The following is a 13,774-nucleotide window of genomic DNA, read 5'->3' as shown; positions in this document are numbered from 1 at the left end:
AGGACGCTTGCCTGAATTCTGAGGGAGCTGGCCCGCTCTCGGTGTGCCGGGTGGCGGCGCGGTGCGGGGCCGAGTCCTGCGGCGCGGACACCGCACTCGATCCCCGCTTCGTGCGCAGCCACCCGCTCCGGCCTGGTCGTTCGAGCGATCCGGCGCAAGCCCTTACCTGGCACCGCCTCAACAGACCGCCGTAACCGCTGCACGCGTCACTGGAGTGGCTCACGCCCGACACGGCCGTCACAAGCAAATAACTATTCCCATGACAGAAAGTTCACAGCTGAGTGCGGGCATTTATTCGCCGGGTCACCGATGTTCCGATTTGTGCGACAGGTAAGAGACGGGCCATGCACAGCAACTGGTGCGGTGATGGCCGTGGAGGGCGCTCGGTCAAGGGCAGAAAAGGGGGCGGTGTCCAACCTTGATCGGGTCGTGATCATCGCCGATGGATCCCCCCACAGGTTCTTGACCTTTCATCACGCCCACCCGTGACGCATAGGGCGGCCACGCGGTGATCACAGGAGTGATGCATGAGCTTGCAGCGAAGACGAACACACCCGGGATCGGGGTGGCGGGCGAGAAGTCCGCACGCTTCGAGGCGTACGGCGCTTGCGGTGTCCGTCGTGCTGGCGGCGGAAGCCGCGCTGATGTCACTGGAGACGGGGGCGGCCTTCGCGGCCGGGGACTCGGGCCCGACGGAGACGACGGCCACGAGCAGCGCCGAGTCGGCGGCCTCGTCGGCGGATTCCGTTGCGGCGGCCCTGCTCATGGCCCGCCTCCAGGACCGGAAGATCGAGGTGACGTCGGAGCGGACGGCGACCTCGACGACGTACGCGTTGCCGTCCGGCGAGTTGCAGACGGCCACCTATGCCGGGCCGATCCGGCAGGAGGTGGACGGCACGTGGCAGGACATCGACACGACGCTCAGCGATACCGGGGCAGCGCTGGAGCCGGAGGTGGCGGCCGCCGACATCGCGGTCTCCGACGGCGGCGACACCGCGCTGGCCTCCGTCGCCAAGGGGGCGACGTCCTTCGGGCTCGGCTGGGAGTCCAAGCTCCCCACGCCCACGGTCCGGGACGACACCGCCTCCTACGCCCTCGGTGACGGCCAGACCCTGACCGTCACGGCGCTGTCCCAGGGCTTCAGCCAGAACGTCGTCCTCGACTCGGCACCGGCCCAGGAGCCGACGTACCGCATCCCCCTCACCCTGAAGGGCCTGAAGCTGTCGGTGGCCGACTCGGGTCACCTTCTGCTGAAGGACGCCGACGGCAAGCTGGTCGCCGAGGCGCCCGCGCCGATGATGTGGGACTCCTCCCAGGACGACGCCTCAGGTGAGTCGCGATACCAGGCGAAGGTCGCCACAAAGGTGGAGACCGCCGATGACGGTGCGCAGACCCTCGTCCTCACCCCGGACGCGGACTACTTCGAACAGGACCTGACCTACCCGGTCACCGTGGATCCGACCTCCACCCTCGCCGCGACCACGGACACCTGGGTCGCCACCAACTACACCGACTCGCAGGTCTCCTCGACCGAGCTGAAGTCGGGCACGTACGACGCGGGGACGACCAAGGCCCGCTCGTACCTGAAGTTCGACGTGTCGGCGTTCAAGGGCAAGCACATCACCGACACCAACCTGGCGCTGTACTCGTACTACTCCTCGACCTGCGCCACTTCCGGGGCGGGCACGCAGATCCGCCGCATCACCTCGTCGTGGTCGTCGTCGGACATCACCTGGCCCGACCAGCCGTCCACCACCACGACGGGTGCGGTGACGAACACCGCGGCCAAGGGTTACTCGGACGCCGACTGCCCGGCCGGGACGATGAACTTCGACATCGACGCCATCGTGCAGGCGTGGGCGGACGGTTCGGCGAACCACGGTCTGCGGATCGCGAGCGCGGACGAGACCGACTCGCTGACCTGGCGCCGCTTCCGCTCGGCGAACCACGTCTCCGGGGACGGCTCCACCGAGCCGCACCTGACGGTGACCTACAACTCGTACCCCGCCGTGCCGAGTGCGCTCGCCGTCTCCCCGTCGCAGGTCAACACCTACAACGGCAAGCGGTACGTCACCTCGCTGACGCCGACCCTGTCCGCCAAGGTGACGGACGCCGACGGTGCCGACGTCCGGGCACAGTACGAGATCACGGCCGACCCGGACTACGCGGACACCACGTACTCCTACACCGCCTACGGCAGGACGGTCGCCTCCGGCAGCGCCTCCACGCTGACCGTCCCCTCGGCCTCCGCCCTCCCGGCCGGTGCCCATCTGCGCTACCGCGTCCGCGCCTACGACGGCACCGATCACGGCTCCTACAGCGGCTACACCCCGTTCGTGCTGAACACGGCCAAGCCCGCGGCGCCCACCGTGTCCTGCGACATCTACGCGGAGAACGGCTGGACGCCGACGGCCGACTCCGCCGTGAACTGCACGATCGACACCTCCTCGGCCGACGGCGCCGGCTACCACTGGGGCCTGGACGACTCGTCCCTGCCCGGCAAGAAGCTCGACACCACCAACGGCACCGGCGGTGACGCGGCGGCCGTCTCGATCGACCCGGCGAACGGCTGGCACACGCTGTACGCCCGCACGGTCGACTCCGGCGGGAACCTCTCCTCGGCCACCACCGCCTACAGCTTCGGTGTCGGCGCCGACGGTGCGGCGATCCTGTCTCCGCAGGACGGCGACGACACCGCCCGCCGGCTGACCCTCGCCGCCAGGGGACTGACCACCTACACCGGCGTGACCTGGCAGTACCGGCGCGGTGAAACCGACTCCTGGCACACCGTCCCGGTCGGTGACGTCACCGTCTCCGGCAGCTCGGTCGCCGCCTGGCCGGTCGCGGTCACCGACGGCAGCGCCGGCAAGCTGGTGTGGAACACCGTCGCCTCGCTGGACGAGGACGGCGTGATCGAGCTGCGGGCCGCCTTCACCGACGGCACCGCCACCGGTCACTCGCAGACCGTCGAGGTCACCCTGGACCGTGACGCGGGCACCGCGCCCACCGCGGCGGTGGGACCGGGCCAGGTCAACCAGCTGACCGGTGACTACACGCTGGAAGCCACCGACGCCTCGGCATTCGGGGCCGATGTGACACGTACCTTCTCGTCGCGTGCCAACGACACCGACACCGAGGGCCAGGCACAGATCTTCGGCTCGGGCTGGAGTTCCGCGGTCACCGGTGGAACGAGCGACTACACACAGATCCGCAGGACCTCCGGCACCTCCGTCGAACTGCTGAGCACCGACGGCTCGTCCGTGGCCTTCACCGCCGCCTCCGGCGGTGACTGGGAGCCGGAGAGCGGCGCGGAGTCCCTCACCCTCACGGGCGGTCTGCCGGGCTCGACGTTCACACTGACCGACACCGACGGCACGACCACGATCTTCGCCAAGGCGGTGGAGACGGCCACGACGTGGACGCTGTCCTCCTTCGCGACGGCGGTGGACGACAGCACCGTCACCACCGTCTCCGAAACGGTCACGGCCGACGGCGGCACGCTGGTCCGCCCGAAGTACGTGATCTCCCCGACCGGCGCGGTCAAGGCCGCCACCTGCCAGGCGACTCCCGCGACGAAGGGCTGCCGCGTCCTGGAGTTCGTGTACGCCGACTCCACCACCGCCACCGACAGCGCCGTCGGCGACTACCGGGGCCAGGTCGAGGCGATCAAGCTGTGGGCCACCGGCCCCGGCGCCTCCGCCGCCACCGCCGAGACCGTCGCCTCCTACGCCTACGGCGCCTCCGGCAGGCTCCGCCAGGTCTGGGACCCGCGCATCAGCCCCGCGCTGAAGACCGGATACGCCTATGACGCCGACGGCCGTGTCGCCACCCTCACCCCGCCCGGTGAGCTGCCCTGGACCTTCACCTACGGCAAGGCCGGTTCGGCCCTGACCGCGGGCGCGGGCATGCTGCTCAAGGCGTCCCGCCCGGCGCTGGCCGAGGGCTCGGACACCGGCACGTCGGGCACGGCAGCCACCACCGTGGTCTACGACGTACCGCTGTCCGGCACCACCGCGCCGCACCGGATGGACGCCACCACGGTCGCCACCTGGGCCCAGGAGGAGGCGCCCACCGACGCCACCGCCATCTTCCCGGCCGACAGCGTCCCCGCCTCCCACACCGGCGGCGACCTGACGTCGTCCTCGTACGACCGCGCCACCATCACCTACATCGACGCGAGCGGCGAAGAGACCAACACGGCCTCACCCGGTGGATCGATCACCACCACGGAGCACGACGAGTACGGCAACACCGTCGCCGAACTCACCGCCGCCAACCGCGCACTGGCCCTCGGCACCTCCTCCGGCGCCTCGGACGTGCTCGCACAGCTGGGCCTGAGCGACCTGCCGCCCGCCGACCGTGCGCAGCAACTGGCCACCGTGTCCGAGTACTCGGCGGACGGCCAGCGCCTCACCGACGAGTACGGCCCGCTGCACGAGGTCACTCTCACCGCCGAACTGGCCGGAACCACCGCCGAGTCCACTCTGGCGGCCGGCACGGTCGTTCCGGCACGCACGCACACCTCGTACGCCTACGACGAGCACAAGCCCGCCGACGCCACCGTCTCGGATCTCGTGACGACCGTCAGCACCGGCGCCGCGATTGCGGGGTACGCCACCGACGCCGACACGAAGGTGTCCACGGCGACGTACGACTGGTCCACCGGCGCTCAGCAGTCCACCACCGGCGCCGAGACCGGCACCACCGTGACGACCTACGACGACGCCGGCCGGGTGGCCACCACCCGCACCGTGGGCTCCTCGGGGTCGGACGCGGGCACCCTGTCCTACACCTACTACGACGCCGACGCCGTCGGTACGTGCGCCTCCGTGGAGTGGGACGGTCTGCTGTGCCGTACCGCGCCCGCGGCCGCGGTCACCGGCGGCGGCGACAACCCGGCCGAGGCGGTCACCACCGTCTACACCTACGACCGCCGGGGCCAGGTCGCCACCAAGGCCGAGACCGCGAACGGCGTGACGCGCACGACCACCACCATGGTCGACGCGGCGGGCCGCCCGGCCGGAACGGCCGTCACCGGCGGCACGGGCGAGGAGACCCCGAGCACCACGATCACCTACGACGAGGACAACGGGCGGATCGCCACCCAGTCCTCCGACGGCCGGACCATCGTCAACGGATACGACGACCTGGGCCGCCGGACCTCGTACGAGGACGGCGCGGGCAACACCGCCACCACGGCCTACGACGTCCTGGACCGACCGGTGAGGACCACCGACTCGGCCCCGTCCACCGTCACCTACGCCTACGGCACCGCAGGCAACCTCAAGACCATGACGGACTCGGTCGCGGGCACCTTCACCGCCTCCTACGACGCCGACGGCACCCTCGTCTCCGGGACACTGCCCGGAGACCACACCCTCACCGTCACCACCGACCCGGCCGGACAGCAGACAGACCGCACCTACACCGCCCCGGACGGCACCACCGTCCTCTCCGACACCGCCGGCCACACCGTCGACGGCCGCCAAGCCGGCCACACCCAGACCGACGGCTCCACCACCCGGACCGACTACACCTATGACACCGCCGGCCGCCTCACCCAGGCCACCGACACCCTCAGCACCGGCTGCACCACCCGTGCCTACACCTTCGACACGAACAGCAACCGCACAGCGCTGAAGACAGTCTCCGACGACTGTGACAGCAGCACCGACGACACCACCATGGCCACCACGTCGTACACCTACGACTCGGCCGACCGCCTGGTGAACTCCGGCTACGCCTACGACGCCTTCGGCCACACCACCACCAGCGGCAGCACGACGCTGACGTACCACACCAACGACCTGGTCGCCTCCGAGACCCTCGGCACCAGCCGCAACCTCTGGGCCCTGGACGCCGCCGGCCGCCTCGCCGTCCAGACCACCCAGACCCGGGCGACCGACGGCACATGGAGCACGAGCAGCACGTTCACCCAGCACTACAACGGCCCGGTGGGCAACCCAGCCTGGACCGGTACCGGCAGCACCGTCAGCCGTAACGTCACCGACCTCACGGGTGCTCTCGCCGCCGTCACCTCGGCGACCGGCGACATCGTCCTGCAGCTCGCCAACATCCACGGCGACATCGCGGTCCGGCAACCCCTGGACACCTCCGTGGCCGCCACCGTCCAGCACTACGACGAGTACGGCAACCCGTCCTCGGAGACCGCGGCCACCGCTTACGGTGCCCTGGGCAGCTACCAGAAGTCGACGCGCACCCTCAGCGGCATCACCCTCATGGGCCAGCGCCTGTACGACCCCACGACAGGACGCTTCCTGAGCGTCGACCCGGTGTACGGTGCCGGGCCGAACGCTTACGGATACCCCACGGACCCGGTGAACAAGTACGACCTCGATGGCCGTAAGCCCATCAAGAAGTACAACAAGACCGGTTTCTCCTGCGGTTGGACCACCTGCACGCTGAAGTTGAGCAGGAAGAAAACGGCGCGGTTGATCGACACGATCGAAGGCGCGAAGAAGGCCGGCGCCGTGGCCTCGGCGGTAGCGGCAGCGGTTCCGGGCGTCGGGTGGGCGGCCGCTGTTGCCATCGGAGCCGCCGTCTTCGCACTGGCCGATTTCTACCAGTGGTATCTCGGCTACCTCCTGAAGTGGTATCCGAGAAGGGGAACCAAGATAGTCCGCTACCACATCGGCCCCATTTATGCATGGCACCAGTAGTGAAGGAGGATCACCAGTGAGAGGGCTCGTGTCGACGAATGCGGGAAAAGCGTCACTGGGCTTCGCCGCATTGGCGTTGGTCCTGCTCGCCGCCGGTGCACTGTGGGGACTCGTCACCGACAGTGAGAAGCAGATCGACCTTGCCTCAGGTGTCCTGAGGCTGAGTTTTCTTCCCGCGATCATCGCGGGCGTTCTCGTCGTACCGCACCATGAAGAACTGCGGCGCCGCGGCAGATAACGAGGCAGGGCATCACAAATGAGGCCGGGGCCCACCGCATCACCAGCGGTGGGCCCTGACTGTCATCGGGATGCCGGGCGCTGCTACGAGGTGCCGACCGCTCCGCCGCCCCGCAGGGAGAGCGGCGGGACGTTCAGGTATCCGAGCCGACCGACGCGGGCCGGTACGCGGCTACTACGTGTCAGGCGCGAACGGGGCGAGAGGAGTTGTGGGGCCACCGGGTGCGGGCGTTCGGGCTCCCCGCCGGGCCGACGCGGCGCTCTTCCACGGCCGACGGGCGGAGAGCGACGAGGTGGCGCGGGCGCTGGCCGCCGAGCGCCGCGTCACCGTCGTCGGACCCTCGGGCTCCGGCAAGTCGTCGCTGGCCCTGGCCGGAGTGGCGCCCCGGCTGCGCGCCGAGGGCGCCCAGGTGGCGGTCCTGCGGCCGACACCCGGCAGCGCCCCGCTCAATGTCTTCGCCGCGGCGCTGCTGCCGCTGCTGGAACCCGGCCTGGTCGAGACCGAGCGTCCCGACCGGACCGCCGAACTCGCCGAGGTGCTCCGCCGCCACGGCCCGGCGGACATGGTGGCCCGGCTGCTCCACCTGCGGCGCGGCAGCCGACTGCTCGTCGTGGTCGACCAGTTCGAGGAGATCCTCGGCCTCGACCCGGCCGCCGTGGACGAGTTCGCCGACCTGCTCACGGGCGACACACTGCCCGACACCGTCCGCGTACTGATCACGCTGCGCGCCGACTTTCTGGAGCCGGTACTGGCCCATCCGCGGCTGGGCCCGGAGATCGGCGGGCACCTGCACGCCCTCGCCCCGCCGGACCCGCAACGCCTGCGCGAGATCGTGACCGTAACTCGGCCGTGTCAGCGGCGCCCTGGGCGAGCACGCCGACCGGGTCTGGGACACGTGCGTGCCGCCGGAGGACGAGGAGGCGGCCAGGCGGCTGTTCACCCGGCTCGTCCGGGTCCCGGCCGGCAGTCCCGCGCCCACCCGGCGGACGGAACCGCGCATCGAACTGGGCGCCGAGGAGTGGCGTGTCGCGCAACGCCTCGCCGGGACCCGGCTGCTGGTGACCTGCCGCCGAGCTGACCGGCCACGATCTCGACTCGCCTGCGTGGAGCCGGCTCCACGGACGAGCCGGATCCCACCTACTCCGCACGATGATCCTGCCCCAGTGACCTCACCTTGGTGTCGTTGGCCGTCTTCCAGCAAGGCGCCAAGGGCAGCCTCTCGGGCGCCGCCGATGGCGGCCCCGGTGGCGATCAGCGTCGTCACCAGGGTCTCGCGGCCACGTCAGGCGCCCAGCGCCGCCAGCACCACGGACCTGGCCTCCTCCTGGACCCGGCGCAGATGGTCCGGTCCGAGGAAGGACTCCGCATAGATCTTGTAGACGTCCTCCGTGCCCGAAGGGCGGGCCGCGAACCAGGCGTTGGCGGTGGCGACCTTGATGCCGCCGAGGGCGGCGCCGTTGCCGGGGGCCTCGGTGAGCACCGTGGTGACCGGCTCGCCGGCGAGGGTGTCGGCGGTGACCTGGCGCGGGGACAGCTTGGCGAGCAGCGCCTTCTCCTCGCGGGAGGCCGGGGCGTCGACGCGCGCGTAGGCGGGGGCGCCGAAGCGGTCGGTGAGCCGCGTGTAGTGCCGCGAGGGCGTCTGTCCGGTGACGGCCGTGATCTCGGAGGCGAGCAGGGCCAGGATGATGCCGTCCTTGTCGGTGGTCCACACCGAGCCGTCGCGGCGCAGGAAGGACGCACCCGCCGACTCCTCGCCACCGAAGCCGAGCGTTCCGTCGGACAGGCCGTCCACGAACCACTTGAATCCGACCGGGACTTCGACCAGCGGCCGGCCGACGTCCGCCGCGACCCGGTCGATCATGCTGGACGACACGAGGGTCTTGCCGATCCCGGCGTCCGTGGGCCACTGCTCGCGGTGCGAGAACAGGTACGAGATCGCCACGGCCAGGTAGTGGTTGGGGTTCATCAGGCCCCCGTCCGGCGTGACGATGCCGTGCCGGTCGGCGTCGGCGTCGTTGCCGGTGGCGATGTCGAACCGGTCGCGCTGCTCGATGAGCGAGGCCATGGCGTACGGCGAGGAGCAGTCCATGCGGATCTTGCCGTCCCAGTCCAGCGTCATGAAGCGCCAGGTGGGGTCGGTGAGCGGATTCACCACCGTCAGATCGAGCCCGTGCTGTTCGGCGATCCGGCCCCAGTAGGCGACGGAGGCACCGCCGAGCGGATCGGCGCCGATGCGTACGCCGGCGGCCCGGATCGCCTCCAGGTCCAGCACGTTCGGCAGGTCGGCCACGTAGGCGCCGAGGAAGTCGTGGCGGCCGGTGCCGGGTGCGGCCAGGGCCCGGGCGTAGGGGATGCGCCGTACGTCCTTCAGGCCGCCCGTGATGATCTCGTTGGCGCGGTCCTGGATCCAGGACGTCGCCTCGGAGCCGGCGGGGCCGCCGTGCGGCGGGTTGTACTTGAAGCCGCCGTCGGCGGGCGGGTTGTGGGAGGGGGTGACCACCACGCCGTCGGCGAGGCCGGACGTACGGCCGCGGTTGTGGGTGAGGATGGCGTGCGAGACGGCCGGGGTGGGCGTGTAGCCGTCGGCCTGGTCGATCAGGACGGTCACGTCGTTGGCGGCGAAGACCTCCAGCGCGGTGATCCGCGCGGGCTCCGACAGGGCGTGGGTGTCGGCGCCGAGGAAGAGGGGACCGTCGGTGCCCTGGGCGGCCCGGTACTCGCAGATGGCCTGGCTGGTGGCCGCGATGTGGTCCTCGTTGAACGCCGCCGCGAGGGACGAGCCGCGGTGTCCCGAGGTGCCGAACGCCACCCGCTGCCCCGGTTCGGCCGGGTCGGGGTGCAGCGCGTAGTACGCCGTGACCAGGCGGGCCACATCGACGAGGTCCTCGGGCCCGGCGACCTGTCCCGCTCGTGCGTCCTGCATTTACCCACTCCTCCGGAAGGGGCGACCGTTCGGGTACGGCCATCATTCTCCCCTGCCCGGCCGACCGGGACGCGCACCAGGCCGCCGTTGTGGCACGTGTCTCGCAGTAAGCCGGTCTCGCCTCCCCGGCCGACATGATCAGACCGAACGGCCGCCCGTACTACGGCTCCACCACGCTTCGTGACGTCGAACTGGTTGGCCATGCCGATGTCCGGAACACGAACGGTGGACACGAACGGTGGTGGCGGCTCCACGAGGCGTCGCTGACCGTGCTGACCGCGTCCCTGACCGCGTCCCTGAGCGCGTCATCCCGCGTCCAGGTGAACCGCCGGCCCGGCGCCGGACACCACATCAGCCTTGGCTGGGCGGCTCGCGCCCACCACCTGGGTGCCCTCGCGCTCCTTGCGCGATGCCTGGCGTCTACAGAGAGACAGCGTGTCGGTTCATACCCATCTGTCCCGTGGCGTCCAGCGCGTTTCGGATCGGGTGGATGGTATCGACGTCTCACAGACCCGAGCCCGGGCGGTGGCCCTGCCCGATCAGCGGGAACGACCGGGCTGTTCGGGCTCTGTTCGATGCAATACGGCCGATGGACCGTCTAGAGAGACGAGCGTGAGGCTTGCAGTGGGACTGTTCGCAGACAGTCGCGGGGGTGGAGGATGGATCCGCTGTCGATGGCCGCGGGGTCGGCACTGGTGCGCGTGATGGCGACCGATGAGTGGACGCTGGCCCGGGACGGTGTGGTCGCTCTGTGGCGACAGGCGCATCCGGAGCGGGCCGAAGAAGTCGGCCGTGACCTGGAAGTGCTGCGCGGGCAGGTCGTTCAGGCCCGTGAGGCCAAGGATCCCGACACGGAGCAGGCCCTGGAGGGGGCGTGGCGGGTGCAGCTGCAGCAGTTGTTGCAGTGGAACCCGCAGGCGGCCGATGAACTGCGGCGGCTGCTGGACGACCGGCTCGCTCCCGTCCTCGATCGGGAGCAGCGCGATGGAGCGTATTCCGTCATGCAGCACCAGACCGTTCGGGGTGGCTGGGGCGTCCAGGTCGGGCGCGACTACCACCAAGGCAATGCCCTGCCCTCCGAAAGCATGGCGCCTCCGGGCGTGTCGCCCGCAGTGTTCGTGAGGCAGGGCGTGCGACAGGCGGGCGGAACATCCCTGACGGCCGGGAGGGACTTCCATCAGAGCACCGTGCTGGAGGCGCCGGCCCCCGATCGCCCGGTGGTCACGCACGGCCTGCCCCCGGACATCGCGGCCTTCACCGGTCGGGAAAGTGAGCTGGAGTACCTGCTGGCCACGGCGGCGCCAGGACGGGTGGTCAACATCCATACCGTGGACGGGATGCCCGGCATCGGCAAGACCGCTCTGGTCACCCACGCTGCACATCGGCTCGCCCATCGGTTCCCGGACGGGCAGTTCTTCCACGACCTGCACGCCCACACACCCGGCCAGACCCCCGCCGAACCCATCGATGTCCTGGCTGTGCTACTGACCGACCTGGGCATCGACCCCCGCAATCTCCCCGCGACCCTGGAAGGGCGCTCCGCTCTGTGGCGGGACCGCCTCACCGACAAGAAAGTGCTGCTGGTCCTCGACGACGCCGCCGAACACGCCCAGATCCTCCCCCTCCTGCCGAGCAGCCCGGGCAGCCTGACCCTGATCACCAGTCGAGCCCGTCTGATGGCCCCGAGTGACGCAGCCCCCTTGTCCCTGGACCCCCTCGAACCGGGCGCCGCCGCCGCCCTGTTCACCCGTCTCGCCCACCGCACCCCGACCGGCAACGAGATACATGCGGTCAACGAGACGGTGCGGTTGTGCGGGTACCTGCCGCTGGCCATCGCCCTGCTCGCCGGACACCTGTGCCACAAACGCAAGTGGTCCATCGCCGAGTTCGCCGACGAGCTCGCCACCGCTCAGAACCGCCTGGGCGCATTCGTCGGCAGCGACCGCGCGGTCTACACCGCCTTCACCCTCTCCTACCAGGACCTCACCTCCGACCAGCAGCGCCTCTTCCGCCGCATCGGCCTCCATCCCGGCCCCGACATAGACGCCTATGCCGCGGCCGCTCTCGATGACGCCCTTCTTTCCGAGACCCGCCACCACCTGGAAGCCCTCTACATCCACCATCTCCTCGACGAGACCGCTCCCGGCCGCTACCAGCCTCACGACCTCCTGCGCGCCTACGCCCGCCTCCTCACCATCGACACCGACTCCGCCGACGACCGTGCCCAAGCCCTCTCCCGGCTCCTGGACTACTACCAGCACACCGCCCAGACCGCCGACGGCCACCTGCACATCACTCCCCGCCACGCCCCGCCCTCCATCCCTGGGCCGATGGCAGCACCGACCCTGTCCACCTGGGCCGATGCATTGAGGTGGATGCGCACTGAACGCACCAATCTCCTCGCCTGCCTTGACGCCCCGGCCCGCGACCAAGCCACCCGCAGTGTTCACCTGGTCGCGGCCATGGCCTCCTTCCTCCGGCGCGAAGGCCCCTGGCCTCAGGCCGCAACCCTGCACCAGCGCGCCGCCGTCACCGCCTCCGGTCAGCGTGACCGCCGAAGCCAGGCCGACGCCCTCAGCGAACGTGGCGTCGTGCGCCGGCTGACCGACGATTACGCGGAGGCGTCCGATCTCCAGCTGCAGGCCCTGCACCTGTACCTCGACATCGGTGACCGGCTCGGCCAGGCCAACACCCTCAACGAACTCGGCGTCGTGCGGTACCTGACCGATCACTACGCGGAGGCTTCCGTCCTCCTGCAGCGGTCCCTGTGCCTGTACGAGGACATCGGTGACCGGCTCGGCCAGGCCAACACCCTCAACGAACTCGGCGTCGTGCGCCGTCTGACCGATCACTACGCGGAGGCGTCCCAATTCCAGCAGCGGGCCCAGCACCTGTACGAGGATGTCGGTGACCGGCTCGGCCAGGCCAGTACCCTCAACGAACTCGGCGTCGTGCGCCGTCTGACCGATCACTACGCGGAGGCTTCCGACCTCCTGCAGCGCGCCCTGCGCCTGTACGAGGACATCGGCGACCGGCTCGGCCAGGCCAACACCCTCAACCGGCTCGGCGTCGTGCGGTACCTGATGGGCGACTGCAAGGAGGCATACGTTCTCTCACAGCAGGCCCGGATCCTCTACCAGGATCTGGGCAGCCCGCTCGGCCAGGCCAACGCCCTCAACCGGCTCGGCGTCGTGCGTCGCCTGATCGGCGACTATACGGAGGCGTCCTGTCTCCAGCAGCAGGCCCGGGAACTGTGCCAGGGTGTCGGCAGCCGAGTCGGCCAGGCCAACGCCCTCAACGAACTCGGCGTCGTGCGGTATCTGATGGGTGACTTCGAGAGGGCATCTCACCTTCTGCAGCAGGCTCGGAACATGTACCAAGGGCTCGGTGACCGGCTCGGTCAGGCCAGTACCCTCAACCATCTGGGCATCGTGCGCCGCCTGACGGGTGACCTCGAGGAGGCGTCCGTTCTCCTGCAGCAGGCCCAGGACCTGTACCAGGGCCTCGGCAGCCGGCTCGGCCAGGCCGAGGTGATGAACAGCCTGGGCAGGCTGTCCGCTGTGTCCCAGGAGCCGCACGAAGGGCGTGCGCGGCACCAACAGGCCCTGCGACTGGCCCGGGAGATACACAGCCCACTGGAGGAAGCCCGCGCCCTGGAAGGATCGGCACGCTGCCTGGCCCTCACCGGCGACCGAGCGGCCGCCGTGGAAGAGCTGGGCCAGGCCATCGACATCTACCGGCGCATCGACGCGGCCCGCACCAAGCCCGCCGCTGAACATCTGGCGCACCTGAAGGCGGAGGGTGCTTGACTGCGGCCTTCGGACACCCGGGACATTGAGCCGTTTCCGACCTGCCGCGCCGGTCGGCCGGTCGGCTCGACAGACATACGAGGTCGCCGCGCAGGTAGACGGTGCGGGTATGGGCGAGGCCGGG

General features: G+C 70.2%; 5 protein-coding genes and 1 pseudogene. 5 read left to right on the top strand and 1 reads right to left on the bottom strand.

Annotated elements, in window-relative coordinates:
• Positions 1-611: 611 nt before the first annotated feature.
• The 4 genes and pseudogenes from IE242_RS11050 to IE242_RS39165 all read left to right on the top strand — a co-directional run bounded on the left by IE242_RS11050 (position 612) and on the right by IE242_RS39165 (position 8,288).
• Entirely contained in the window at positions 612-6,680 is a 6,069-nt protein-coding gene (locus tag IE242_RS11050; RefSeq protein ID WP_308436764.1) for a DNRLRE domain-containing protein, read from the top strand.
• A 28-nt stretch (positions 6,681-6,708) separates the two neighbouring features.
• The gene (locus IE242_RS11045) at positions 6,709-6,918 is read left to right on the top strand and encodes a hypothetical protein (RefSeq protein WP_189857912.1); all 210 of its coding nucleotides are present in this window, start codon (positions 6,709-6,711) and stop codon (positions 6,916-6,918) included.
• 70 nt (positions 6,919-6,988) lie between these two features.
• A pseudogene (locus IE242_RS11040) lies at positions 6,989-7,744 on the top strand (nSTAND1 domain-containing NTPase); the annotation flags it as partial.
• A 73-nt stretch (positions 7,745-7,817) separates the two neighbouring features.
• Complete coding sequence (locus tag IE242_RS39165) at positions 7,818-8,288, top strand: hypothetical protein (protein ID WP_373299502.1); 471 nt, start codon at positions 7,818-7,820, stop codon at positions 8,286-8,288.
• Here IE242_RS39165 and pgm read toward each other — a convergent pair.
• Positions 8,201-9,841 carry a phosphoglucomutase (alpha-D-glucose-1,6-bisphosphate-dependent) gene (gene pgm, locus IE242_RS11035; RefSeq protein WP_189857909.1) on the bottom strand — a complete coding sequence of 547 codons (1,641 nt, stop codon included), beginning with the start codon at positions 9,839-9,841 and terminating at the stop codon, positions 8,201-8,203. The genes IE242_RS39165 and pgm overlap by 88 nt on opposite strands.
• 659 nt (positions 9,842-10,500) lie before the next feature.
• Here pgm and IE242_RS11030 point away from each other — a divergent pair.
• The gene (locus tag IE242_RS11030; RefSeq protein WP_189857907.1) at positions 10,501-13,650 is read left to right on the top strand and encodes a tetratricopeptide repeat protein; all 3,150 of its coding nucleotides are present in this window, start codon (positions 10,501-10,503) and stop codon (positions 13,648-13,650) included.
• Positions 13,651-13,774 lie beyond the last annotated feature (124 nt).

The sequence above is a fragment of the Streptomyces poonensis genome, from assembly GCF_014650915.1.
Lineage (GTDB): Bacteria > Actinomycetota > Actinomycetes > Streptomycetales > Streptomycetaceae > Streptomyces > Streptomyces poonensis.
This window is presented reverse-complemented; position numbering and strand designations above follow the sequence as displayed.